This is a genomic window from Shewanella phaeophyticola (assembly GCF_025398315.1).
Classification (GTDB): domain Bacteria; phylum Pseudomonadota; class Gammaproteobacteria; order Enterobacterales; family Shewanellaceae; genus Shewanella; species Shewanella phaeophyticola.
The window spans coordinates 4,553,697-4,579,682 of record NZ_JAODOQ010000001.1 but is presented as its reverse complement, the minus strand read 5'-3'; the positions used below and the strand labels follow the sequence as shown (position 1 = coordinate 4,579,682).

Here is a 25,986-nt window from a genome sequence, read left to right as displayed (position 1 = left end):
TTGCATTTGAGCCGACAAAGATGCCGGCTGCATTAATTTGACTTGTATTTTTAAACGATTTTTTCGTGGTTTATCTCGCGTATTCACTGTGCACTTTTACTGATTGCACCACGCGTTTATCCATGATTCGAGGTTAATATGAAACACGCTTTTTATATTGCGCTATTTACTAGCGTAAGCCTTTTAGGCTGCACGACTCTTTTTTCTGCCTTTGCTACTTTTGCCGCGGTTGAGCCGGCGACTCAAAACCATGAGCATCAACAGCACAATTACTACTGCCCCATGCACCCAGAGGTCACTAGCCATGAGCCGGGTAGCTGTCCTAAATGCGGCATGTTTTTAATTGAAAAGGAGCCCGACGCAGCGACATCAAGTGCTGATGATGCCGCTCAAAACCATGAGCATCAGCAGCACAATTACTACTGTCCCATGCACCCAGAGGTCACTAGCCATGAGCCGGGTAGCTGTCCTAAATGCGGCATGTTTTTAATTGAAAAGGAGCCCGACGCAGCGACATCAAGTGCTGATGATGCCGCTCAAAACCATGAGCATCAGCAGCACAATTACTACTGTCCCATGCACCCAGAGGTCACTAGCCATGAGCCAGGCAGCTGTCCTAAATGCGGCATGTTTTTAATAGAAAAAGACACCGATGCTGAACCGGCAATGGATCATAAGCACATGACGCCAGCTGCAAAAAAAGTATTTAAGCAACCCATTAGCTCGCTCAAACCGTCTAATAATGCGCTGTCTATTGCAGAAACCAGCAGTAATGATACCACCAAATACATCTGCCCCATGCACCCACATGTGGTGTCGGATACACCTGGCAGCTGTCCGATTTGTGGTATGAATTTAGAGAAAGTGACCGTCTCCGATGCCGCACAAGAAGTGGTCATTGGGGTTTCTGGTGGTATGCAACAAGCGTTAGGGATGCGCAGCCATGTGGTGACAAAAGGCAGTTTGTCTCGCCAGGTCAATACCATAGGCACTGTGCAATATAACGAAAACACCATTGGCCATGTGCACACTCGAGCAACCGGCTGGATAGAAACTCTAATGGTGCATAATGTAGGTCAGCAAATCAAAAAGGGTCAGTTACTGTACGAGTTATATTCGCCTGAACTGGTCAATGCACAAGACGATTATTCGCAGGCATTGGATTACCTGCAAAAAGATAAAAACCGTGGCAGCATATTATTGAGCAAAGCGAGAAAACGCCTAGAGCTATTAGGCGTCGATGACACCGTTATTAAACGCCTAGAAGCTACTGGAGAAACCGTATTTCGAGTGCCATTTTATGCACCTCAGAGCGGTTTTATTAGCGAGCTCACCATACGCCATGGCATGTATATTCAACCGGGTGACACCCTATTTGAAATAGTCAATTTAGACAGCGTATGGGTAATAGCAGATGTATTTGAAAACGAGCAAAGCTGGTTAAGCCAGGGGCATAAAGTCAGTGTGAGCGCCGCCGCGCAAGGGCTATTTGATATTGAATCCAGTATAGATTACATCTATCCAGAGCTCGACACAGTCACCCGTGCCATGCGAGTAAGAGTGCAACTCAATAACGTGCAAGAGCAACTTAGACCAGGCTCTTTGGTGGATGTGACCTTATACGGCCAAGCAAAAAGCAATGTACTCACGGTGCCAACAGAAGCATTAATTTTAACCGGTCGTGAAAACAGAGTGGTAGTGCAGCGTGACGACACCCGTTTTGCCTCCGTCCCGGTCAAAATTGGCATGATGGCTTCAAGGAAAAGCAGAGGTGCTTCAAGGCTTAAATGAACATGACAAAGTCGTGGTGTCAGGACAGTTTTTACTGGACTCAGAAGCCAGTATTCAAGGCAGTTTACAACGTTTAAGCAGTGCTGCTGTGCAGCCATCCGCAGCAGTTCACCAGCATTAAGGGTCTTTGTTTATGCTAGCGCAGATTATCAATGCTTCAATCAAAAACCGCGTCATGGTGCTGTTATTCAGCGTCATTATTGCACTTGTAGGCTATCAGGCCATGCGCACCACGCCACTTGATGCTCTGCCTGATTTATCTGATGTACAAGTCATCGTCAAAACCAGCTATCCAGGGCAAGCTCCGCAACTGGTAGAAGACCAAATAACCTACCCGTTATCGTCGGCAATGCTCGCTGTGCCTGGCGCTAAAACCGTGCGCGGCTTCTCCATGTTTGGCGACTCGTTTGTGTATGTCATTTTTGAAGACGGTACTGATATTTATTGCCCGTTCACGCGTGCTTGAATACCTTTCGCAAACCCAAGATCAGCTGCCTGATGGAGTAACGCCGAGTTTAGGCTCTGACGCCTCTGGTGTGGGTTGGATTTTTCAGTACGCACTCGTTGACCGCAAAGGCCAATACGATTTAGCGCAATTGCGCTCACTACAAGACTGGTTTTTAAAACTTGAACTACAAAGTGTGGCAGGCGTGTCAGAAGTCGCGACTGTTGGCGGTATGGAGCAAACCTATCAAGTGGTGGTCGACCCACGCAAATTGGCCTTATATCAAATCGATTTGATGACCATTAAAAATGCCCTCGACAATTCTAATAGCTCAACAGGCGGCTCAGTCATTGAAATGGCCGAGGCAGAATACATGATCACCTCAAGTGGTTATCGCCAAACCATTGCTGATTTTGCTGAAATCCCATTGGGTATTTTGTCTGAAGCTGGCACACCTATTTTGATGAAAGATGTAGCACAGCTGCGCACCGTACTTCAGCAGCAAGACGCGGCATTGCCGAACTTGATGGTTTAGGTGAAGTCGTCGGCGGCATTGTGGTGATGCGCTACGGCGAAAACGCCCTTGAAACCATTAATAATATTAAACTCAAACTCGAACAAATCAGCAATGGCCTGCCAGACGGCGTCGAGTTAGTGACCACTTACGACCGCTCTGAACTTATAGTGCGTTCAGTCGACAACCTCAAACATAAAGTGTTAGAAGAAATGCTGGTTGTCGGGCTAATTTGTTTACTCTTTTTATTACATGCCCGTTCGACATTAGTGGCGATTATCACCCTTCCAGTCTCGATTTTAATCAGTTTTATCGCCATGCACTTTATCGGTGTCAACGCCAATATTATGAGCTTAGGCGGGATAGCCATCGCCATCGGCGCAGTGGTTGATGCATCTATCGTGATGGTAGAGAACACCCATAAGCATTTAGAGCATTACCGCCAACAACACGGCTGTGCTCCAGAAGGTGAAGCTCATTGGCAGCTAGTTAAAGATGCCTCTATCGAAGTCGATCCGGCACTGTTTTTCAGCCTATTAATTATTACCTTAAGCTTTACCCCTGTGTTTGCATTAGAAGCACAAGAAGGTCGCTTATTTCATCCATTGGCATTTACTAAAACCTTTGCCATGGCTGCATCGGCTATTTTAGCCATCACTTTAATTCCGGTATTAATGGGTTATTTTGTTCGCGGAAAAATCCCCGACGAGCGTAAAAACCCGCTCAGCCGTATTCTGATTGCGTTATATCAACCTTTATTAAAGTGGGTGTTACGTTTTCCAAAAATCACCATTGGATTAGCCCTTATGGCCTTACTCAGCGCCTATTATCCATTAACGAAAATGGGCTCTGAGTTTATGCCGACATTAGAAGAAGGTGACTTGTTGTATATGCCAACCACATTACCCAGCGTTAGTGCTGGCAAGGCGGCGGAGATTTTACAGCAAACAGACAGGCTGATAAAAACTGTACCTGAAGTTAAGCGGGTATTTGGTAAAGTCGGCCGAGCCCAAACCGCCACTGACCCTGCACCATTAACCATGCTTGAAACGACTATTATGCTTAAACCCACAAGCGAGTGGCGCACAGGCGTGACCTTAGAAAGTATTATCGACCAGCTGCAACAAACTGTTCGCATACCGGGCATGACCAACGCCTGGGTACAGCCGATAAAAACCCGTATTGACATGTTGTCCACAGGGGTTAGAACCCCAGTAGGCATCAAAATATCAGGAGCAAATGTTGAAGAACTACAACGAATAGGCAGCGAAATAGAAGCGGTCGTGAGCCAATTACCTGGCACCTTATCGGCATTTGCACAACGTAGCAGTGGTGGCCGTTATATTGATATTACCCCTAACTTGAAAAATGCCGCTCGATACGGCATGACACTCAAAGACATTCAAGATGTGGTGCAAATGGCCATTGGTGGCATGACGGTGGGCGAGTCGATTCAAGGCCAGGAGCGCTACCCGATTAATATTCGTTACCCAAGGGAACTACGCGACAATATTGAAAAGCTTAAAAACTTACCCGTGCTCACTAAAACCGGTAAATACCTACCCTTAAGTTACCTAGCTGAACTGACCATTAGCGACGGCGCACCAATGCTTGCCAGTGAGAATGGCCGCCTTATATCATGGGTATTTGTCGACTTAACAGATATCTCAATTGGTGAGTATATTGCCCAGGCACAAACCGCACTTGATGAGCAAATTAGTTTGCCTGCACGTTACAGCTACAGCTTTGCCGGCCAATATGAATACATGCAGCGGGTTGAGGCTAAAATGACACTGGTGATCCCGCTTATGGTTGCGGTGATTTTTATCTTGTTGATGATGACCTTTAACTCAACAATTCAGGCTCTGGTGATTATGCTCAGTTTGCCATTTTCACTGGTGGGCAGTGCATGGTTACTTTACTCGCTTGAGTTTAATTTTTCAGTTGCGGTATCGGTTGGCATGATAGCCCTTGCAGGTGTGGCCGCGGAGTTTGGGGTTGTGATGCAGGTGTACCTCAACAACAGCATTGCCGCTTATAAACGACAAGACCGTTATCAAACTAAAGCTGACTTAACCGCCGCGCTGATTGAAGGTGCGGTAATGCGCATACGCCCTAAAGCCATGACCGTCGCCACCATCTTTTTTGGGTTATTACCCATTATGTGGGGTAGCGGCACAGGTAACGATGTCATGCAAAAAATTGCAGCGCCAATGGTCGGCGGTATGGTCACTGCGCCGTTATTATCGCTATTTGTGATACCGGCGATTTACTTGCTGATTTATGGCAGACGGCTTCCCGCTTAAACATTCGCAGACGCCAAAAGCAAAAATCCCAAACAATACATTGTTTGGGATTTTTATTATCACGTTTTAACCTAAGTTAAGCTGAGGTTAGTTAACCTCAACTCTGGTTAAGAGATGAATAAATAACTTTGATTCTAACAATAACTCCATACGATACATTCAAACTTGAAATTTGCGCTGATAACTAGGCAAATTTACGCGTCAATAGCGAGTCTATTGCAAGTAAATTTAACAACGTTATCGGCGCAAAGAGCTGTTTGAAATGCATTTATTATCCAGAGTTGAGGTTAGTTACGCTCAAGTGACTCATTAAGATGATCCGCTTCATCTTGTTTCTTCTTACGGCATGCCGCGATGTCATCAGGATGACCGTATTGACATGGATCGCTGGCTAAAATGGCTACCGAGGCAGATTGAGTATCATATACTCTGTGTCATTTTTATTATCGTCTGCATTGCCAGCGTTGCCGAAACGATAGGGCGAGGTACCACTACAGGCTGTTAGCAACAGCAAACTAAACAAAACCAGACTCGATAATAAAGTTGATAGCACAATCGGCTTTTGCATTATTGAGTGATCCTTTGCTTTTCACGCGCCAACCCCATCATCCTAAACATTCCCCACGCCATAATCGCGCCGCCAATAACCAACATTGCATTGATGATCATTGGGTGAGCCAGCATAGGTAAAAAGCCTTCATCAAAGCCGGCAAAAATGCCGTAAAGCCCTAAACCAAACAACAACGTGCCAGGAAAATCGATAATAGCCACCATCAGCATACTGCGGTTAATTCGTGCTAATGCTGCTTGTGTCGTTTCTTGAGTCATAAATTCATCCTTGGGTGTACTCCTTGTATAACGCTAATTATTCAGACATCAATTGTGAATTTGAGTTCAAATAATGACCTGAATGCGAGATGCTACATGTTTATGCTGCTGGATTCAATAGCGAAATAATCGAGAAAAAACCGCCTTGCGGATCATTAAGCACCGAAAAACGGCCTACATTAGGGATGTCGGTAGCCGGTACGCACACAGTAGCGCCCAAACTTTTCGCCTTAGCCAACGAGACATCACAATCTTCAACAGCAAAATAGTTCATCCAATGCGAAGGTGCGTCGCCCCACTCTTCGGTCATCTCTATCATGCCACCAATCGCTTGCTCACCCACATACCATTCGGTGTACTCGAAATCGGCCATGTCTGCTAATTTTGTGTGATAGCCTAACACCTCACCATAAAACGTTTTAGCTGCATCACTATCTCGACACGCTAACTCAACCCAGCATAAGGTATTTGGCTCTTGAGCACGCTTAATACCAATATGATCTTGCCCTTGCCACAATGCAAAACGACTGCCTTCAGGGTCAGTACAAAGCACCATACGGCCAGCATCACCAACCGAATGTGGCTCCAGCGATCACTTGCCCGCCCGCCTGTTTAACAAGCTCTGCGCTAACATTGACATCATCAACTGCAAAATATAGCGTCCAGTGTGTAGGTAAGGTCTGCATATCTTCTGGCATTGGGTACATGGCACCAATATCATCACCTTCAATTTGCAGCATAGTATAATGCCCCTCAGGCATAGGCATATCATCAGCTCCCCAACCAAATAATGCCTGGTAAAACGCTTTACCCGCATCCCAATCGTGCGTAGCCAGTTCAATCCAACATGGCTGTCCTTGTTGATATTGTTGTACTTTCATTATGGTTATCCTGTCGAAGTCACAATTACTGGTATAAGTTAAGTTGATATCACCCAAAAAGCAAAAAGCCTTCAAAAAGAAGGCTTTTTTAAAAATACACTGTGCAAATCAGCTTATTTAAATACCGGCAGAATATCGGCCATAGCCAATAAATGGCAGGCTGCTGTAATAATGCCAAACAACACAACGACAGCAATCAGTGGTGTGCCACCAGGGACTTTAAAGCCAGTAGCGTTTGGATACAGTTGACGCACTTTATACGCTAATAAGGCTGGCACTATTACTGCCCAAACGGTTGCGGCTAATGCGGCAAACCCAATGGCGATAATAAAACCATTAGGAAACAATAAGCCTAAAATCGTTGGCGGTATAAATGTTATTGCAGCGGTTTTCATTCGGCCAGCACGTGAATCATCAAAACCAAATAAGTCAGCCAGATAATCAAATAGACCTAAGGTCACTCCTAAAAATGATGACGCTACAGCTAGGTTAGCAAACAAGGTCAACATACTATTTAGCCACTGACTTGCCATTACGCCAGACAAGGCCTCAACGAGCACACCAATATTACCGCCCTTAGCAATCACATCGGCAAATTGGCTACGTGGAATATTGCCCATAGTCGCCACGAGCCAGCAAACATAAATAATCAGCGCGATGCAGGTACCCACCACAATGGCTTTAACAATGGTATTGGCATCTTTGCCATAGTATTTAACTAGGCTTGGGACATTACCATGGTAACCAAAGCTCGCTAAACCAAAGGGAATCGCAGCAAGTAAATACGGCAAGTAACGGCTTTCACCGTCTGGCGAAACTAATTTAGTCGTATCGATTTCAATTAATAGATTGCCAATCGCTAAAAAGAAGGTAATCACCATGCCACCGAGCATGATGGTAGTAATACGGTCAACCGCTTTAGTGCTAATTAATACAATAAGCGCCAACACTACGGCAAATATTAATCCAGCAACGCTTTGAGGTAAGGTTACACCAAGCGCCGACAAGCTATGATTAACGATTGAACCACCACCACTGATGTAGGCGTAGGTTAAAATGTACAATACAAATGCAATGGATACGCCGTTAATCACTCGCCAAAATTGACCTAAAGTTTCACGGGTTAACGTATCAAAACTGGCGCCTGGCTCAAAATGCAAGTTAGCTTCAAGCAACAGTAGGCCAAACATTAACATGCAAAACCAAACGCCCAATAGCATGACTATCGAATAGCCAAACCACATACCCGCGCCCACAACTGGCAATGAAAACATGCCAGCACCCACGGTTGTACCGGCAATAATCATCGCACCGCCCAATAAGGACTTACCTTGTGGACGATGCTTTGCCCCATTCATGTGATTAGCCATTAATGTCCATGCTCCGCATGCACACTATCGACAATGGTTTGTCTTACAGATGAGCTTAATAATTGGTTAGCGTGATCACGAATTTTAATCACTTCAGCACGGTGCTCAACACTGCATAAATAGCCTAATTCTTTAAGCTTAACGCTTAAGGTGTTGTAGAGTTTTTTATCGTAAAACTCTGGCGCTGTAATGCCATGTAACGCACCTAAACGCTTAGCTAATAAGTGACTGTCAGTTTCAAGCTCGGAGCGTTCTAAATCAGGCTTAATCGCCAACAAGTTAAAAATAATCGCGTAACGTTGAAGGGTTTCACTGATGGTTTCAGCCAGTAACAATAACTGAGCGGTATAACGCGGCGATACTTCAAAATGATCATCACCACTGAGCAAACCTTGTTCTACCATAAAGTCTAAAACCTTGTCGACATGCTGTTGCACGTCTTCAATGCCCATAAATAACTCGGCTTTTAGCAGTGGATAAAAGTCCATCACAATGGCGTGGATTTTACTGCGTTCACAAATATCATACTGCACTAAACAACTAGCAATTAACGATGGAATAGCCATTAAGTGAATGATGTTATTACGATAGTAGCTCATAGTGATGGCAATTTTTTCATCTACCGAAATAATTTCACCAATGGCATCTTTCGTACTGACAAACTTATTTAGTGATAAACAGTGATTAACAATCGACTTACCATTCCCCTCTGCCACAGAGGTGTAGCTGGTATAAGGCACGCTTTTCAACATCGCTAAATATAAGTCTAATTGACGCTCAAGTAAGCTTCGCTCTAACGCGTTACGCTCAGAAGCAAGCAACACTAAACTGGTTAACGTGACTGAGCTGGCTGCTGCTGCGCCGTTAATGTTGGTCATTACACTGCTGGCCAACAAATTAACCGAAGGCGTAAACCAAGTTGGTTTTTGTTCAGGGTCTTTCGCGACCTCATCACGCCAATCTGGTGCTTGTTGGTTTAAAAAGTTTTGTAAGTTAATCGGTTCACCAAAATTGACATAACCCCGGCCAAAATTACCTAACTTACGAATAGCACCAAACACTTGCCAGACTGATTCTTTTTTCTTTTTCTTACCACTGAGCTCTTTGTGGTAAGTAGCCACTTCCATTACATGGTCATAACCTAAATACACAGGTACTAGAGTTACTGGACGCTCAATCCCGCGTAATACACTATTAATGGTCATGGCCAACATGCCGGTTTTAGGGGCAAGCAATCGACCAGTGCGCGAACGTCCACCTTCGGTGAAATATTCAACCGAATAACCTTTAGCAAACAATTGGTCTAAATATTCACGGAACACTGCAGTGTAAAGTTTGTTACCGTTAAAACTACGGCGAATGAAGAACGCACCACCACGGCGGAACATAGAGCCTGCTGGCCAGAAGTTAAGGTTAATACCGGCGGCAATATGCGGCGGAACCATCCCCTGATAATACAAAATGTATGAAAGCAACAAGTAGTCCATGTGGCTTCGATGACAAGGTACATACACAATTTCATGGCCATCATGATGAAGCTGACGAATTTGCTCAGCGCCTTTAATGTTAATACCACTGTATAACTTGTTCCATAACCAAGTTAAAAAGCGCTCGGCAATGCGCACTAAACTGTCAGAATAATCCGCGGCAATTTCATCTAAATATTCAATCGCAGTTCTCGCGGGCTTTTTCTGGGGATATTTTTTTATTAATCGCCTCTTCTTCAATCGCTTTTTTGATTGAATCTGACTTGAGTAACGAGGCGAAAAACACTTGCCTATTAGGCAATTGCGGTACAGTCATCACTTTACGTTGCCGACGAAAATGCACCCGAGCAACGCGAATTAACTTATGAGCAATACTTTTATCAAAGCCGTGTTCGTCAGCCATGTGGCGTAAAGAAACCGCGTTAGAAAACTGTACAAAATTATGACGACCAAGAAACAGAATCATCAACCATTTACGTAACCATGTCGGGTTTTCACGCTCAAACACGGCCGCTTTCATGCTGTCGTCTTCTTTGCCGGGTGTGCGGCCTCAATATAGACTGACTGGCACCAGCTGAATATCTAAATCCGGACGCTGGCGATGCAGCGCCAGTAAGCTAGTAAAGCTATTAATGAACTTTTCACCGCTTTCACGCTTACCAAAAAGGGGTTTACGACCTTCTAGGCACACAATGCGGGGCACTTCCAAACCATCTATTTCTAGAGGTTGATAAGGGCTAGGCATGCCAAAGCCTTCGGTGATTTCGCTGAGGGCAGCAGCATCACTGATTGACTCTGTTTTCATGACATAAACCAATGGTTTATCCGGATCTAAATTGAGGTCTTCAAAAGGTTCATGGGGCACAACAATCGTGTGTACCATCTTTTTTTGAACCCATTTTAACGCGCGTAAAAACATTGAATCTGGTTTTGACATGGTTATTTTCGCAACATAAGCCACTGTAATTTTGTTGCATAGGATACCAGAAACCACCCTTGTTACACTATCAGGCTGATTTATCTTTACTTTGTGAAAAACTCTAATCAAAGCCAGTTAATAAAAATATAGTTAAAAAATATTTTAAAACAATATGATAGCAGATATTAATAGAGCAATTGTCAAAAAACAGTTGGTTAATACTTGCGCGAACAAAAACACTGTATATAATGACAGTCACTGTATAAAAAAACAGGAATCATCATGAGACCGTTAACGCCGCGCCAAGCAGAAATTTTAGACTTAATTAAAAACAATATCGCCGAAACAGGTATGCCACCGACTCGTGCTGAAATTGCAAAACGTCTTGGCTTTAAAAGTGCAAATGCTGCCGAAGAGCATTTAAAAGCATTAGCCAAAAAAGGCTTTATCGAGATCATGCCTGGTACTTCAAGAGGTATCCGTTTACCTCATGAAGAAGAGCAAGAGTCTGGCTTACCGCTTATTGGCCAAGTTGCCGCAGGCGAACCAATATTAGCTCAAGAGCATGTCGAGCAATATTATCAAGTTGACCCAAGCATGTTTAAACCCGCCGCAGATTTTTTATTGCGAGTCCGCGGTGACAGTATGAAAGACATTGGCATTTTAGAAGGCGACTTACTTGCCGTTCATAAAATGCAGCAAGCACGTAACGGCCAAGTTGTTGTGGCTCGCGTTGAAGACGACGTCACGGTTAAACGTTTCGAGAAAAAAGGCAATGTGGTGTATCTACATGCTGAAAACGAAGCATACAACCCGATTAAAGTAGACTTAAGTTGCCAAAGCCTCACCATTGAAGGGCTTGCAGTTGGCGTTATCCGTAATGGAGATTGGTTATGAACAAACTAATGGGCACCGCGCCACGCCACCCAGGCTTATGGGTCGATTTAACCGAAGCTGATATACACGGCAGCCAAACCATTCAAACATTACAAACCGTCACTCAAGGTGAGTCAGAGCTAGGGCAATTGTGTAGCCAACTAGCAAGCTTAAGCCAACAAGGACGCTGGATTGTATTAATTAGCCCGCCACACATTGGTTATAAGCATATGCTTGCCAGCGCTGGGGTAAGAATGGATCGCATTTTGTTAGTGCACACTAAGGATGAAGTCGAAACCTTATGAGATCATGGAAAAAGCATTAACCAGTGGCACGTCTAGTGCGGTCATTACCTGGACTAGCTCATTGGATGCTCGCGACAGCCGCCGTTTAGAAATCGTCGCCAAAAGTGCCCGCGCATTAGGTGTCGTGATTGAAGATGTGAATACTCACTCACCAGAAAAACACCCAATAGTTAATCCATCTATGACAAATGCGACAAGTAATTTTTCAGCATTTCATTAGCAACGAACCCATAAACACCAAGCCCTGCATTCAAATCAGGGCTTTTTTTTTGCTTTTTTTCAGACGATTAGCGAACAAAGTGATCTTGATCAATGTTTAATCTACAAGTAATGTTGTTAACAAGGGTGAAACATTGTCTATCCTTAATATGACGTGAATTGGCAGCACAACAGCCATCGATGGGAACACGTCAACATAAATTGATTAGTTCAGTCGTAGGTACAAGTGTGGTGTTCAGCTAACAAAAATGCGTAGGTTTGCAGCCTACAACCACCAGAGTACTTTGAGGTCATCAAACTTTTTTGGGAATCGAAGAGTTTGCATAGAGCAGAGACTTACTGTGTGACTCTTCTTTGTAATTGCTATTTGCAATTATCAGAGGAGAAGTCTTGTGAAGCAAAGGTGGTATTGTTTGTTGGTTGTGCTGTTAGCACTTCCACTCGGGGCTGCAGAAATGCCCCTCAACATGACTCAAGGTGTAACAGATATCAGTGGTAGGGTTTACGACCTCCACATGACTATTTTATATATCTGTTGTGCCATTGGGTTAGTGGTGTTTGGGATCATGATTTACTCGATGATCTATCACCGTAAATCAAAAGGCGCTGTTGCGGCCAATTTTCACGAAAGTACTAAAGTGGAAATCGCCTGGACCGTCATTCCGTTTATCATTTTAATTGCTATGGCAATCCCTGCCACCAAAACCCTAATCGCAATGGAAGACCCCAGCAATGCGGATCTGACCATTAAAGTTACTGGGTCTCAATGGAAGTGGCATTACAGCTATTTTGATAAAGATATCGAGTTTTACAGCACGCTCTCAACGCCAAGAGAGCAAATCGATGGCGACCAAACTAAAGGTGAGAATTACCTCCTCGAAGTGGACAAGCCACTGGTATTGCCGATTAATCAAAAAGTACGCTTTTTAATGACCTCCGATGATGTTATCCACTCCTGGTGGGTGCCCGCATTTGCCGTTAAAAAAGACGCAAATCCTGGTTTTATTAACGAAGCCTGGACTCGCATAGACAAACCCGGTATTTATCGAGGTCAATGCGCGGAGTTATGCGGCAAAGACCATGGCTTTATGCCCATTGTGGTTAATGCGCTATCTGAAGCGGATTTTGATAATTGGCTAGTAGAGCAAAAACAACTGGCTGAAACCGAAGCCGCTGCAGCGGCTGCATCCATGTCACAAACCTTATCCCTTGAAGACTTAAGCAAACAAGGTGAACAAGTTTACCTTGCCCACTGTGCAGCGTGTCATCAACCCAATGGCGCAGGTCTACCAGGGGTATTCCCATCACTGATTGGCAGCCCAATGATTAAAGGCTCTGTGCAAGGTCACCTTGATATTGTGATCAACGGTAAGCCAGGTACAGCAATGCAAGCCTTTGCCAAACAGCTATCTGCTCAAGAAATTGCCGCAGTCATTACCTATGAGCGCAATGCATGGGGTAATAACAGTGGCGATGCAGTGCAAGCTGCAGATGTAGGTAACTTTTCAAGTAACGGTGCGGCAGCACAAGTCAACACAGCAACAGCTATGGTTGATAATACTGCTGATACGCTAGCTTCAACAGCCAACCAAGCTGTTGAAGTCGTTGCAAAAGCCGTGGCGCCAGAAGACTTACCCGTACTCACCATGGAGCAGCTCATGGCAGAGGGTGAACAAGTGTATGCCGCTACATGTGCCGCTTGTCACCAAGCCACTGGCACAGGAATACCCGGCGCTTTCCCGTCACTCATTGGCAGTCCGGTAATAACAGGACCAGTAAGCGGGCATATTGAGATGGTTCTGCACGGCAAACCGGGCACCGCAATGCAGGCGTTCAGTGCTCAACTCAGCCTGCAGCAAATTGCCGCGGTGATTACTTATGAGCGTAATGCGTGGGGCAATAATTCTGGGGATACTGTACAAGCGGCAAACGTAAGCAATTTTGCAAATAACGCTGCCGCAACACCTCAGCCAACTGTTGCTGCACAAGTAACAAATACAGCAACCGCTATTGCAGATTCGGTAACCGATGCGGCTAATCAAGCAACCGAAGCCGTTGACGAAGTTGTCACGCCAGAAGCATCACCCACACTCACCATGGAACAGCTCATGGCTGAAGGTGAGCAAGTTTATGCTGCAACCTGTGCAGCTTGCCACCAAGCCACTGGCGCAGGAATACCCGGCGCTTTCCCCTCACTCATTGGTAGTCCGGTAATAACAGGACCAGTTAGCGGGCATATTGAGATGGTTATGCATGGCAAACCGGGCACTGCCATGCAGGCTTTCAGTAGTCAGCTCAGCCCAAGACAAATGGCCGCAGTGATTACCTATGAGCGTAATGCGTGGGGCAATAATTCTGGCGATGCAGTACAAGCGGCCGATGTCGCTAGCCATGGACAGTAGGGGAAAACCAATGAGCACAACAACGCACGATACTATCGACACTGCCCATGATGAGCATCATCACGGCGCCCCAAAAGGACTAATGCGCTGGGTACTGACCACCAATCACAAAGACATTGGATCTTTGTATTTATGGTTTAGTTTCATCATGTTTTTAACCGGTGGCGCAATGGCAATGGTCATACGCGCAGAACTGTTTCAGCCAGGTTTACAGTTAGTTGAACCAAACTTTTTTAATCAAATGACCACAGTGCATGGGTTAGTCATGGTGTTTGGTGCAGTAATGCCAGCCTTTACCGGGCTGGCAAACTGGCTAATTCCAATGATGATTGGCGCGCCAGATATGGCCTTACCCCGTATGAATAACTGGAGTTTTTGGATTTTACCTTTCGCGTTCACCATGTTACTGGGGTCGTTATTTATGGAAGGGGGCGGCCCTAATTTCGGCTGGACATTCTACGCACCGTTATCAACGACTTATAGCCCTGATTCAACGGCGCTGTTTGTATTTGCCATCCATATTATGGGGATAAGCTCAATTATGGGTGCGATTAACGTGGTGGTGACTATCGTTAATATGCGTGCGCCCGGAATGCCCTGGATGAAGTTACCGCTATTTGTGTGGACCTGGTTAATCACTGCGTTTTTATTGATTGCAGTTATGCCCGTACTTGCAGGTGCGGTGACGATGGTGCTTACCGATAAGTTTTTTGGCACCAGCTTTTTTGATGCTGCAGGCGGCGGCGACCCAGTGATGTTCCAACATATTTTTTGGTTCTTTGGTCACCCAGAAGTGTACATCATGATTTTACCGTCTTTTGGTATCATCTCAGCGATTGTACCCACCTTTAGCCGCAAACCATTATTTGGCTATTCATCAATGGTTTACGCAACCGCCAGTATTGCTATTTTGTCGTTTCTGGTTTGGGCACATCATATGTTTACCACAGGTATGCCAGTGTTTGCCGAACTGTTTTTTATGTACTGCACCATGCTCATTGCCGTGCCGACGGGCGTAAAAGTGTTTAACTGGGTAGCCACAATGTGGCGAGGCTCAATGACCTTTGAAACCCCAATGTTATTTGCCGTTGCTTTTATTATTTTGTTCACCATTGGTGGATTTTCTGGGCTGATGCTCGCCATTACCCCGGCGGATTTTCAATACCATGACACCTATTTTGTGGTGGCTCACTTCCATTATGTGCTAGTGACAGGTGCCATCTTCTCCATTATGGCAGCGGCGTATTACTGGCTGCCTAAATGGACTGGCAATATGTATAGCGAAACCCTAGGCAGGTGGCATTTTTGGTGTTCGGTTATTTCGGTCAACGTGTTGTTTTTCCCGATGCACTTTTTGGGTCTAGCCGGTATGCCACGTCGTATACCTGACTATGCCATTCAGTTTGCTGACGTGAATCAAATAGTCTCCATCGGCGGCTTTGCCTTTGGTTTATCGCAATTGATCTTTCTGGCGGTGGTGCTCAAATGTATTAAAGGCGGCAAACCCGCTGGGGATAATCCATGGCAAGCCGCTGATGGCTTAGAGTGGTCAATCCCTAGCCCCGCGCCATATCACTCGTTTACGACGCCACCGGAGATTAAGTGATATGAACCCAACGCCAAAATCAAACCGTAAATTACTTACCATGCTTATTTTAGGTTCTATAGGCATGTTTGGGTTTGGGTTTGCCTTGGTTCCGCTTTATGACGTGCTGTGCGACACCTTGGGGATTAACGGCAAAACCCAAAATACTGCCAGCAGTTATGACGCGGTCGTTGTTGATAAAAATCGTACTGTGACGATTGAATTTGTGACCCAGGTGCAATCGGATATGCCATGGGAGTTTTCTCCCAAAGTGAACCAAATTTCCGTTCACCCGGGAGAGCTTACCCACGCAAAATTCCTGGTTAAAAATCTGTCAGCAAAAAACATTATTGGCCAAGCGATCCCATCGGTTTCGCCGGGTCAAGGTGCGGCATATTTTAACAAAACAGAATGCTTTTGCTTTAATCAACAACCTCTCGCAGCCGACACTAGTGCTGAGCTACCACTGATTTTTTATGTGAATCCAGATTTACCGGCGTCCATTAATACATTGACTCTCTCTTATACCCTTTACGATATCACTGACAAGCAAGCGGTATCGGCAAAGCAAGGAGCAGCAAGATGACAACAAAGCATCAAACCTATTACGTCCCAGCCCAAAGTGGTTGGCCTATTATTGGCGCCATTGGTTTATTTTTAATTGCCTTTGGTGCGGGTAATTATATTCAACAATTAGCCACCGAAAAAACCTCTGGCGGCTACATTTTATTAGCCGGTATCGCAGTGATTATCTTTATGATATTTGGCTGGTTTAAAACCGTCATTGACGAATCAATGGCAGGCCTCTACTCGCCACAAATGGACCGGTCGTTTAGACAAGGAATGAGCTGGTTTATTTTTTCTGAAATTATGTTTTTCGGCGCTTTTTTTGGTGCCTTGTTTTATGCGCGAATGATCTCAGTGCCCTGGTTGGGCGGCGCGTCAAACAATGCCATGACCCAAGAAGTATTATGGCCTGCATTTGAAGCCGCATGGCCATTAATCAAAACCCCTGACGGCACTACCACCGAAGCCATGCCGTGGACAGGCTTACCGCTCATTAACACCATTATCTTAATCACATCATCTGTAACGCTGCATTTTGCTCATGTCAGTTTAGAAAAAGCCAAGCGTAAACCATTAATTATCTGGTTAAGTTTAACGGTGATTTTAGGCGCGGTATTCCTTGCATTACAGGTGGAAGAATACAGCCATGCTTACCAAGAAATGGGCCTCACGCTCACCTCAGGAGTTTATGGTAATACCTTCTTTTTATTGACGGGTTTTCACGGCATGCACGTCACCATAGGGACGCTGTTTTTGATGATTTTGTTACTCAGAATTATTAAAGGCCATTTTACCCCAGATAAACATTTCGCCTTTCAGGCGGGCAGTTGGTATTGGCACTTTGTCGATGTGGTGTGGTTATGCTTATTCATTTTTGTGTACGTGTTGTAATTGCAGATTAATAAGGCCGAGTGTTGGGCTGAATATAGCCCAACCCTAAGGCCACCAGCAACACAACTATCACGACAACAGAAAATAACACACGACGGCCTAAATACTGACTCATTGATTGCTGATGCTGTCCTTTAACCATAATAAACAAAGCTCTACCCAGGTTAAAAATTATGAATACGAGCAACGAGACTAAAACTAATTTAACAATCAATGGTGTTGTCACAGGCGATCCTTTTGGCGGTGTGAGTGTGTCTCGGGTGTTATTGGTATTGATTACTTTGGTCGTGTTTACCCTTTTGGTCAAGTTAGGACTGTGGCAACTGTCGCGAGCTGAGTTTAAGCAACAATGGCAACAAACCTTGGCATTACGTGAGCAACAAGCTGCGCTCAACTATCCGCAGCTGCTGGCACTTACAAAGGCGGAACCATCTGCTATTGAAGAAGCCGCCTTACTGACCGGCTATCGTTTGTCGATAAACGCAACCCCAGTCAAGCAACCATTGTTACTACTCGATAATCAGGTGTATCAAGGTCAGGTGGGTTACCTTGCCTACCAAGTATTTGAAGTCACAGCACAGCAGCCATGGATATTGGTTGAATTAGGCTTTGTGGGCGCAGGTAACGACCGCCGCGAATTACCCGATTTAGCACCCATTCAAGCGGGGCAATATGCATTAACCGGCCGGGTTTATCAAAAACAAACTAACCCCATGAGCGAAGAACTTCATCCTGAAATACACCCAGACAAACCAATACGGTTTCAAAATTTATCTATGCCTGCGTTAGCTGAGTTATTACATCATGATATTGCCGCAGTGGTATTACAGCCAGATATTGTACCGCAATACTCACTACCACAACCCTGGGTGCCTATTCCACTGTCGGCGCAAAAACATCAAGGATATGCCTTACAGTGGTTCACTATGGCAGCAGTATTTTTAGGGCTGATGCTCTGGATAGCCTTAAGGCAATGTAGACGTCAATAACCACAACAACACACAACAACACACAACAATTAAAATGATACGAGGAGATACAATGAACTCCCAGCCTAAAAAAAATAATAAAGCATTAATCTTATTGCTAGTGGTGTTTGTGTTACCTATTGCGGTGGCCAAACTAGTATTGAGCTTAGAGCTATACCAAGGCGGTGCAACCAATAAAGGGGCATTACTGACGGCCGACATTAACTATAAAAGTTTAGCCATGGACAACCCCAAACCACATTCATGGCAGATTTTGTATCTATTACCACAAGCCTGTGAGCAATCATGCCAGGACAGGTTATACCTACTCAATCAAAGCTACATCGCCTTAGGTAAAAACCGCGACAGAGTCAGCCCAATTATTTTGGTTGATAGCCATAGCGACACCAGCATACTCACCACATTACAAATACCTTTTGAGCAAGTGGTCGCCAATAAAGCCATCGCGGCATTAATGACCCAACAACAAGTCATTATTGTTGACCCTTTAGGCAGTTTGATTATGCAATATGACGATGTGGCAGGTCGGGATGCCAACATCACCCAAGGCAAAGCCATGATTGCCGATTTACGCAAAATGCTTAAGTTATCGAGGGTTGGTTAATGGCAGTAAAAAGGCTTATTAAGTTCACCTTAGTATTCACCCTCGCAGTGATTTTAATGGGCGCGTATACCCGCCTGTCAGATGCTGGGTTAGGTTGTCCTGATTGGCCAGGGTGCTATGGTCATTTAGCTGTACCCAGCGCAAGTCATGAGCTAGCAAAAGTAGAGCAGCATTTCCCAGATATGACTATTGAGCCAGAAAAAGCCTGGCTTGAAATGATCCACCGCTACATAGCTGGCACATTAGGGTTAATGGTATTAGCGATTCTTATTTTGTGCTTTAAACAGCCACACGCACCTAAAAAACTACCCAGCTTTATTGCCGCACTGATTATCTTTCAAGCCGCACTCGGCATGTGGACTGTCACCATGAAACTGATGCCCATCGTAGTGATGGCGCACCTTATCGGTGGCTTTAGTTTATTTGCTTTATTGTTATTACTGTATTTACGTCTTAAACCACTGCGGATCCCCGGCGGCGATAGCCATGCACGTAAATTAATGCCCTTGGCTTTAGTGTGTTTAGGGGTATTGATTATTCAGATTATGTTAGGCGGTTGGACATCATCAAACTACGCCGCATTGGCCTGCACCACGTTACCGATTTGCGAAGGTAACTGGGTTGATAACCTCCGCTTTGCCGATGCATTTTCGCCATTTCAAGGCGAACACCCCAGTTTCGAATTTGGGGTTTTAGACTACCCCACACGCATGACAATTCATGTTACTCACCGAATTTGGGCGGTCGTCACCGCCGCTATGTTGATTTGGCTCGCGATGAAATTACGTTATTCACATTCGCATATCATGCGTAACAGCGGCTATTTATTACTGCTGTTAGTCATAATGCAAGTTGGCCTTGGGATCAGTAATGTGGTAATGAATTTACCCTTAGGAATTGCGGTCTCTCACAACGCAGGAGCTGCATTTTTGCTGCTCAACTTAGTTTTTATTAATTACGCCCTGTGGCGTAAAGCATAAGCGAGGATTGACCATGACAAAACCTCTTACCCTAAGCCAGCCACAACAAAAACTGTCTCTGTCTTGGCGTGCCTATTTTGAAATGACCAAGCCCAAAGTGGTTGCCCTAATGCTACTGACCGTTTTGGTGGGTATGTGCCTAGCCGTGCCAGGTATTGTCCCTCTACAACCCCTGGTTGCAGGAATGGCAGGCATTGCCATGATGGCCGGTGCCGCCGCAGCTTTTAATCATTTAATCGACCGCAAAATCGATGGTTTAATGGCGCGCACTTACAACAGGCCACTACCCAAGGGTAAAGTCTCCACCACCAAAGCCGCGGTGTTTGCCGTTACGCTAGGGCTCATTGGCTTTGTGGTATTGTATACCTTGGTTAATCCACTCACCGCCTGGCTTACATTTGCCAGCCTAATTGGCTACGCCCTTGTGTATACCGCTTATCTTAAACGCGCAACGTCGCAAAATATTGTTATTGGCGGGTTAGCAGGTGCAATGCCACCGTTACTCGGTTGGACAGCCGTCACTAACGAGCTACATGGCTACGCATTACTGTTAGTGATTATTATCTTTACCTGGACCCCACCGCACTTTTGGCCTTAGCAATACATCGCCGTAAAGAATACGCCAAAGTCGACATCCCTATGCTGCCTGTCACCCATGGGGTAGAATTTACCAAAACCTGTATTTTGCTTTACACCATTTTGCTGGCCATTGCTTGCTTATTGCCGGTATTAGTTGGTATGTGTGGTCGGTATATTTAGTCGGTTCAACGATTCTCAGCTGCGGGTTTATTTATAAAGCGTGGCAACTTAAATACCATGACTATCCTGGTTTAGCGATGAAGGTGTTTACCTTTTCTATTTATCATTTGATGGTGTTATTTATTGTGCTGTTGGTCGATCATTATTTTTGGGTTGCATAGAAAGGATTTTGCATTGAAAAAACTTGTTGTTATTGGAGTGCTGGTATTGCTGGTTGCCGGTGTTATGGCTTATCAAATGACCCAATCACGGCCACTTGATTTGGCCACGAGTTATGTTTTTGAACAACCCAGAGCATTAGCGCCTTTTACCCTTGCAGATCAATACGGTAATCAATTTACTAACCAGTCTTTGCAGGGGAAATGGAGTTTGTTTTTTATTGGCTATACTGCCTGCCCTGATGTATGCCCTACTACGTTGAACAAACTGGCGGCGGCATACCCTAAATTGAAAAAAATATCAGATTCGTTTCAAGTGGTGTTTGTGTCAGCTGACCCTAAACGTGACACTCAAATTAAGCGGCTCGATTACATCAACTTTTTCAATAAAGAGTTTAAAGCCGTCAGCGCAGAGCACACTGAGTTGTTTCCGTTCAGTCGTGACTTAGGCTTTGTATACGCAATGGTTGGCGAAGACAGTGATTATCAAGTAGATCACAGTGCCTCGTATGTGTTGGTGTCTCCCCGCGGCGAGAAAACCGCCGTGTTTAAAACCAAGCCCACTCCCGGACAATTGCCGCAAATTATTAACAGTGAATTGATAAGCGACATGAATAAGATTGTTAGCGCTTGGCGCTAACAATCTATTTTGAACATCGTGATAAGACTACTCTTGTGGCCACTTACCATCATCTTTGGTAGCCTAATCCACATTTGCGAAAACCAATAATACCCCGTGCGGGTTTTACTTGGCACAGTACAGTTATAACGTGACCTCCCCGGAGTGACATCTGCAGGTGCTTGAATACTAAAAGTATCCTCACTTAACCAAATCGGCTTTTTAGCCCCTTGCCCCTGGATAAAACACATCAACTGATGTGGATATAAATCTCTGGTGTCTAAAGTTATCACTAACTTGGGTCGAAATTGACCCGATTTCAATACCGGCTCGCGAATATTTTGTTTGACTACCGGCATCGGCAAGCTTGAAAACTTCACAGTTAAGCTCGATAAATCGGCATAAGCATTCGCTACCGGAAAACGCGGTAACGCGGTAATGGACGAGTACTCTCCTGCTGCACCAGATTGCTGGCCGAAACCAACAAAACCGTGTTTTTCCAAAATGGCTTCTAATTGCGCAGTGTATTCACCATAAGGATATGCAAAAAACTTCAAGCTTTGGCTCGTTTGTTTTAGCAACTCAGCCTCGGTTGATAAAATATTGTTTTCAACTCGGTCATGCCACTGTGCGGTGGTTTCTTTTGGGAGACGACGGATTAAGTGCTCATGCCCCCAACTGTGGTTAGCAATCGTTACACCTTGTTCAACTAGCGTGTTGATGTCTTGCCAGCTCATCATGCCGTCATAGCCTGCAATAATCGGTGCTGGCGACACAAATACAGTAAAGGGGAAGTTATGCGATGCTAAAATGGGGGCAGCATTTTGAATAATACTTTGGTAACCATCATCAAAGGTAATCACAATACTGTTATTGGCAATTGACGTGTTATTCTTGATGGCATCAACGGCATCCGTTAACGGCATCACCGTAAAGTTGTTTTCTGCTAAATATTGCATTTGTTCTGCAAACTGTTCTGGAGTCACACTCGTGCTTTTAGGCGTACTGTCAGAAACATGATGATACTGTAAAATCACCACCGCATGCGCGTGGTAATGCAACAAACTACAACAGACAACCATTAAACCTAAAACGATTTTTTTAACCATGATTACCCAAACCTATGTCAGTTAGCGCTTTACTATTAAATCATCATAAACATCGTCAATTATTGGCATTAGCGACACCGATGATACTGTCAAATATCACTATTCCACTTTTAGGACTTGTTGATACTGCAGTGATAGGCCATTTAGGCCAAGCTTATTACCTCGGTGGCGTGGCGCTTGGTAGCACCATAATAACTCTGATGATTTGGTTGCTCGGCTTTTTAAGAATGTCGACAACCGGACTCGTTGCACAAGCCTATGGTGCAAACGACAAAATAACTCAGCAGCAATTGTTGTTACAAGGTTGTATCTTAGCATTAACACTAGGCTTTGCCTGCGTTATATTGCAATCTCCCATTGTAAACTTTGCGTTAAGTCTCAGTGATGCCAGTGAACAAGTCATGCTTTACTGTCGTCAATATGTCGATATTCGTATTTGGTCATTACCCTTTGCTCTAGTTAACCTGGTATTACTGGGTTGGTTATTAGGGCGCCAAGCCCCTAAAGCCGCTATGTGGCAACTTATCATCGCCAACTGCGCCAATATTATTCTCGATGTAGTATTTGTAATCGGCTTTAATTGGGACGTCCAAGGGGCAGCACTAGCCTCAGTGATTGCCGATATCTGTGCATTTTCGGTAGCCTTGATTATGGTTAAACGTCAGTTGACTAAAATGGGCGACTTTAATTTAAAACACCGGCTTAGCCAATTAACCCTACACGGTTATGGCCGTTTATTGTCGTTAAATCGAGATATTTTTATTCGTAGTTTGTGCTTACAAGCGGCGTTCAGCTTTATGACATTCCACGGTGCAGGGTTAGGCGACAACATCATTGCAGCGAATGCGGTGTTACTTAACCTATTAATGCTGATCTCATATGCTCTCGACGGCATCGCCTATTATGCCGAAGCAGAAGTGGTAGTGCATTTGGACAAAAAAACCAATCTTTACTGCACGACAGCGTGCAACTTGCCTTTTATTGGTCTGCAGCCATTGCCGTGTTATTTAGCCTGCTATTTTGGGGCGCAGGTAGTGAGATCATTCAATTACTCACCAATGTAGAAGCCGTACAACAAGCTGCAAACCAGTATCTTGTTTGGCTGATTTTTATGCCCATTTTAGCATTCGGCTGTTATCTATTTGACGGTGTTTATATTGGCGCAGCCCAGGGTGAAATTATGCGTAACAGTATGATTATTGCCACCTTTGCAGTGTATTTTCCGTGCTGGTACTTATTGCAAGTATGGGGAAATCACAGCTTATGGGCTGCCATGTCAGTCTTTATGCTATGTCGCAGTGTGACATTAGGTTGGCATTATTTTTATAAGCTTAGATACAGACTAGCTTCCGCATAATAATCATTGATGGCGACAATGCAAAAATGTAACATGCTGACAACATTTTGTTTTTTAAAACGGATTTTTAATGAAAAGGATTTTATGGCTTTTAGCCATTACATTTACTCACCTCTCAAATATTGCCCTAGCCGCCTCCCTACCTGTTGAAGCTTTTGCCAATCTCCCAGATGTGCGCTTTGTAACCTTATCGCCTGATGGCACAAAAGTCGCTTCATTAATCAGGGTGAGTACCCCCACACTCGACGGGCAAATGCTGAGTATTCGCGACATAAAAACCAATAAAGATATTTTTCCTGTTCAAACCGACAATCAAAAGTTTGTGATTTTATCGCTCACATGGGCAAACAACGATATTGTCTTAATCAAAGCCAAATACCCTGCTATCCGCCGCGGCGTACCCACAACAGAAACACGCTTAATGAAATACAGCTTAAGCGACGATAAAATCTCTAGTGTGTTTTCTAAGCGGATCTTTTCCCGCTTCCAATTTGTGCCGCAAATACAATCGTCTATTGTCGATTATCTTGAAAACGATCCAGACCATATTCTTATGCAAATAAGTGGCTTAGGCTCTAAGATGCAATATGAAAGCGTGATTAAAGTCAGCTTAAAAAGCGGTGGAATAAAAATAAAACAACGCGCACAGAAGTACATTGAAAATTGGTTAACAGACAGGCAAAACCAGGTACGCATTGGCATTTATCGCGACGATACAAGCTACCGTATTTATGAACAACAAAAAGCCAATGGTGATCTGCGCTTATTATGGGAGTTTGAAGCCTTAGGTGAAAATGCAATTTGGCCTATCGGCTTTGATCATGACCCCAACATCCTTTATGTCAGCGCTTATCATCAAGGCTTAAAAGCCATTTTTAAAGTCAATTTAACCGACCCAAATCTCTCTAAAGAACTGGTATTCCAAAACGAAAATTATGATGTTGAAGGCCAGCTCATTTATTCCAAGTTAAAACAAAAAGTCATCGGTATTGATACCAATATTGAAGGTGAATTCCTATTTTGGGATCAAGACTATATCAAGCTCAATAATGGATTAAACCAAGTATTACCAGAATCACACAACGTCATTAATCAATTAAGCGACGATGAGCGTCGTTATCTCGTTTATAGTACTGGCCTAATAGAATCTGGTACTTACTTTTATGGCGACAGAGACAAAAGAGAGCTGTATCCAATCGCTTATCGTTATAGTCAATTGCCGCCAGAGGTATTATCTAAACCTAAAAAGGTTAATTACACTACCCGTGATGGCTTGGCCATCGAAGCCTTTTTAACCACACCAAAAGACACTGAAGCGAAAAACCTCCCAACCATTATTTTTCCCCATGGCGGTCCGATTAGTTACGACTCCACCACGTTTGACTACTGGGCACAGTTTTTCGCTAATCGCGGTTATGCCGTCTTACAGATGAACTTTCGTGGGTCTGCTGGGTATGGTTACCAGTTTATGAACTCAGGATTAAAAAACTGGGGCCTTGAAATGCAAAATGACATTGAAGATGGTGCTCACTGGCTTATTGAACAAGATATCACCGACCCTAAACGTATGTGCATTGTAGGCGCAAGCTATGGTGGCTATGCAGCATTAATGGGGGTAGCCAAAACGCCTGATTTGTACAAATGCGCGATCAGTATTGCAGGCGTGACAGATCTTGAGAGTTTAGTGAAGTCATCTCGTAACTACGACAACAGTAAAATTGTTAAAAAACAAATTGGCGATGATTATGATGACTTATACCAACGCTCACCAATAAGTAAAGCCGCCAGTATAAAAGTGCCTGTATTGTTAATCCACGGCACTAAAGATCGCGTCGTAAAAGTAGACCACAGCGAAGAAATGTACGATGAACTTAAAGGATTAAATAAACCTGTTAAGTACGTTGAACTTGAACATGGCGACCATTTCCTCAGCAACAATGAACACCGCTTAACAACATTTGTTGAAATAGAGCGCTTCCTGGCAACCCATATTGGGGTAAAATAACCGCACATTTTTTAAAGGCC

At 44.4% G+C, this 25,986-nt stretch carries 15 protein-coding genes and 7 pseudogenes; 16 read left to right on the top strand and 6 right to left on the bottom strand.

Annotated elements, in window-relative coordinates; all coding sequences use genetic code 11:
* Positions 1 to 138 precede the first annotated feature (138 nt).
* The 3 genes and pseudogenes from N4T56_RS21310 to N4T56_RS21300 all read left to right on the top strand — a co-directional run bounded on the left by N4T56_RS21310 (position 139) and on the right by N4T56_RS21300 (position 5,056).
* Positions 139 to 1,791, top strand: a complete 1,653-nt coding sequence (locus N4T56_RS21310) for an efflux RND transporter periplasmic adaptor subunit (RefSeq protein WP_261734604.1) — start codon at positions 139 to 141, stop codon at positions 1,789 to 1,791.
* Positions 1,772 to 1,912 carry a hypothetical protein gene (locus tag N4T56_RS21305; RefSeq protein ID WP_261734603.1) on the top strand — a complete coding sequence of 47 codons (141 nt, stop codon included), beginning with the start codon at positions 1,772 to 1,774 and terminating at the stop codon, positions 1,910 to 1,912. The genes N4T56_RS21310 and N4T56_RS21305 overlap by 20 nt, the downstream gene beginning before the upstream one ends.
* A gap of 12 nt (positions 1,913 to 1,924) precedes the next feature.
* A pseudogene (locus N4T56_RS21300) lies at positions 1,925 to 5,056 on the top strand (efflux RND transporter permease subunit).
* A 567-nt stretch (positions 5,057 to 5,623) separates the two neighbouring features.
* Here N4T56_RS21300 and N4T56_RS21295 read toward each other — a convergent pair.
* The 4 genes and pseudogenes from N4T56_RS21295 to plsB form a co-directional block, all read right to left on the bottom strand.
* Positions 5,624 to 5,884: a hypothetical protein gene (locus N4T56_RS21295; RefSeq protein ID WP_188735897.1), complete on the bottom strand. Its 261-nt coding sequence runs from the start codon at positions 5,882 to 5,884 to the stop codon at positions 5,624 to 5,626.
* A gap of 100 nt (positions 5,885 to 5,984) precedes the next feature.
* A pseudogene (locus N4T56_RS21290) lies at positions 5,985 to 6,765 on the bottom strand (VOC family protein).
* Positions 6,766 to 6,878: 113 nt separating this feature from the next.
* Positions 6,879 to 8,135 carry a tryptophan permease gene (gene mtr / locus N4T56_RS21285; protein WP_261734602.1) on the bottom strand — a complete coding sequence of 419 codons (1,257 nt, stop codon included), beginning with the start codon at positions 8,133 to 8,135 and terminating at the stop codon, positions 6,879 to 6,881.
* Positions 8,135 to 10,559 (bottom strand): annotated as a pseudogene (gene plsB, locus N4T56_RS21280) (glycerol-3-phosphate 1-O-acyltransferase PlsB). Before plsB ends, mtr begins: the two are co-directional and overlap by 1 nt.
* Before the next feature lie 264 nt (positions 10,560 to 10,823).
* Here plsB and lexA point away from each other — a divergent pair.
* The 6 genes and pseudogenes from lexA to N4T56_RS21245 all read left to right on the top strand — a co-directional run bounded on the left by lexA (position 10,824) and on the right by N4T56_RS21245 (position 17,386).
* Positions 10,824 to 11,438 (top strand): transcriptional repressor LexA, encoded by a 615-nt coding sequence (lexA, locus tag N4T56_RS21275; RefSeq protein WP_188917653.1) that lies wholly within the window; start codon positions 10,824 to 10,826, stop codon positions 11,436 to 11,438.
* Positions 11,435 to 11,942, top strand: a pseudogene (locus N4T56_RS21270) (cell division inhibitor SulA). The gene lexA and the pseudogene N4T56_RS21270 overlap by 4 nt, the downstream one beginning before the upstream one ends.
* Before the next feature lie 391 nt (positions 11,943 to 12,333).
* The gene (gene coxB / locus N4T56_RS21265) at positions 12,334 to 14,343 is read left to right on the top strand and encodes a cytochrome c oxidase subunit II (RefSeq protein WP_390904097.1); all 2,010 of its coding nucleotides are present in this window, start codon (positions 12,334 to 12,336) and stop codon (positions 14,341 to 14,343) included.
* Between the two features lie 10 nt (positions 14,344 to 14,353).
* Positions 14,354 to 15,949, top strand: a complete 1,596-nt coding sequence (ctaD, locus tag N4T56_RS21255; RefSeq protein WP_261734601.1) for a cytochrome c oxidase subunit I — start codon at positions 14,354 to 14,356, stop codon at positions 15,947 to 15,949.
* Between the two features lies 1 nt (position 15,950).
* The gene (locus N4T56_RS21250; protein WP_261734600.1) at positions 15,951 to 16,514 is read left to right on the top strand and encodes a cytochrome c oxidase assembly protein; all 564 of its coding nucleotides are present in this window, start codon (positions 15,951 to 15,953) and stop codon (positions 16,512 to 16,514) included.
* The gene (locus N4T56_RS21245) at positions 16,511 to 17,386 is read left to right on the top strand and encodes a cytochrome c oxidase subunit 3 (RefSeq protein ID WP_261734599.1); all 876 of its coding nucleotides are present in this window, start codon (positions 16,511 to 16,513) and stop codon (positions 17,384 to 17,386) included. The genes N4T56_RS21250 and N4T56_RS21245 overlap by 4 nt, the downstream gene beginning before the upstream one ends.
* Before the next feature lie 7 nt (positions 17,387 to 17,393).
* On the opposite strand, the gene N4T56_RS21240 is transcribed toward N4T56_RS21245, so the two are convergent.
* Positions 17,394 to 17,612 (bottom strand): DUF2909 domain-containing protein, encoded by a 219-nt coding sequence (locus N4T56_RS21240; RefSeq protein ID WP_223418933.1) that lies wholly within the window; start codon positions 17,610 to 17,612, stop codon positions 17,394 to 17,396.
* Here N4T56_RS21240 and N4T56_RS21235 point away from each other — a divergent pair.
* The 5 genes and pseudogenes from N4T56_RS21235 (at position 17,560) to N4T56_RS21215 (ending at position 21,516) form a co-directional block, all read left to right on the top strand.
* On the top strand, positions 17,560 to 18,375 hold the full coding sequence (locus tag N4T56_RS21235; protein ID WP_390904096.1) for an SURF1 family protein: 816 nt from the start codon (positions 17,560 to 17,562) through the stop codon (positions 18,373 to 18,375). The genes N4T56_RS21240 and N4T56_RS21235 overlap by 53 nt on opposite strands.
* A gap of 52 nt (positions 18,376 to 18,427) precedes the next feature.
* The gene (locus tag N4T56_RS21230; protein ID WP_261734598.1) at positions 18,428 to 18,979 is read left to right on the top strand and encodes a hypothetical protein; all 552 of its coding nucleotides are present in this window, start codon (positions 18,428 to 18,430) and stop codon (positions 18,977 to 18,979) included.
* The gene (locus N4T56_RS21225; protein WP_261734597.1) at positions 18,979 to 19,959 is read left to right on the top strand and encodes a COX15/CtaA family protein; all 981 of its coding nucleotides are present in this window, start codon (positions 18,979 to 18,981) and stop codon (positions 19,957 to 19,959) included. Before N4T56_RS21230 ends, N4T56_RS21225 begins: the two co-directional genes overlap by 1 nt.
* Positions 19,960 to 19,972: 13 nt before the next feature.
* A pseudogene (cyoE, locus tag N4T56_RS21220) lies at positions 19,973 to 20,879 on the top strand (heme o synthase).
* A 76-nt stretch (positions 20,880 to 20,955) separates the two neighbouring features.
* Positions 20,956 to 21,516, top strand: a complete 561-nt coding sequence (locus N4T56_RS21215) for an SCO family protein (RefSeq protein ID WP_390904138.1) — start codon at positions 20,956 to 20,958, stop codon at positions 21,514 to 21,516.
* Between the two features lie 27 nt (positions 21,517 to 21,543).
* Here N4T56_RS21215 and N4T56_RS21210 read toward each other — a convergent pair.
* A pseudogene (locus N4T56_RS21210) lies at positions 21,544 to 22,604 on the bottom strand (polysaccharide deacetylase family protein).
* Positions 22,605 to 22,618: 14 nt separating this feature from the next.
* Here N4T56_RS21210 and N4T56_RS21205 point away from each other — a divergent pair.
* Positions 22,619 to 23,961 (top strand): annotated as a pseudogene (locus tag N4T56_RS21205) (MATE family efflux transporter).
* Between the two features lie 70 nt (positions 23,962 to 24,031).
* Entirely contained in the window at positions 24,032 to 25,966 is a 1,935-nt protein-coding gene (locus tag N4T56_RS21200) for an alpha/beta hydrolase family protein (RefSeq protein ID WP_261734596.1), read from the top strand.
* The last annotated feature ends 20 nt before the right edge of the window (positions 25,967 to 25,986 follow it).

What these genes read in the sequence shown, in the direction of transcription:
- N4T56_RS21310 (WP_261734604.1), top strand. Translation starts at nt 139, where the DNA reads ATGAAACACGCTTTTTATATTGCGCTATTTACTAGCGTAAGCCTTTTA.
- N4T56_RS21295 (WP_188735897.1), bottom strand. Translation starts at nt 5,884, where the DNA reads ATGACTCAAGAAACGACACAAGCAGCATTAGCACGAATTAACCGCAGT.
- mtr (WP_261734602.1), bottom strand. Translation starts at nt 8,135, where the DNA reads ATGGCTAATCACATGAATGGGGCAAAGCATCGTCCACAAGGTAAGTCC.
- lexA (WP_188917653.1), top strand. Translation starts at nt 10,824, where the DNA reads ATGAGACCGTTAACGCCGCGCCAAGCAGAAATTTTAGACTTAATTAAA.
- ctaD (WP_261734601.1), top strand. Translation starts at nt 14,354, where the DNA reads ATGAGCACAACAACGCACGATACTATCGACACTGCCCATGATGAGCAT.
- N4T56_RS21250 (WP_261734600.1), top strand. Translation starts at nt 15,951, where the DNA reads ATGAACCCAACGCCAAAATCAAACCGTAAATTACTTACCATGCTTATT.
- N4T56_RS21245 (WP_261734599.1), top strand. Translation starts at nt 16,511, where the DNA reads ATGACAACAAAGCATCAAACCTATTACGTCCCAGCCCAAAGTGGTTGG.
- N4T56_RS21235 (WP_390904096.1), top strand. Translation starts at nt 17,560, where the DNA reads ATGAATACGAGCAACGAGACTAAAACTAATTTAACAATCAATGGTGTT.
- N4T56_RS21230 (WP_261734598.1), top strand. Translation starts at nt 18,428, where the DNA reads ATGAACTCCCAGCCTAAAAAAAATAATAAAGCATTAATCTTATTGCTA.
- N4T56_RS21225 (WP_261734597.1), top strand. Translation starts at nt 18,979, where the DNA reads ATGGCAGTAAAAAGGCTTATTAAGTTCACCTTAGTATTCACCCTCGCA.
- N4T56_RS21215 (WP_390904138.1), top strand. Translation starts at nt 20,956, where the DNA reads ATGACCCAATCACGGCCACTTGATTTGGCCACGAGTTATGTTTTTGAA.
- N4T56_RS21200 (WP_261734596.1), top strand. Translation starts at nt 24,032, where the DNA reads ATGAAAAGGATTTTATGGCTTTTAGCCATTACATTTACTCACCTCTCA.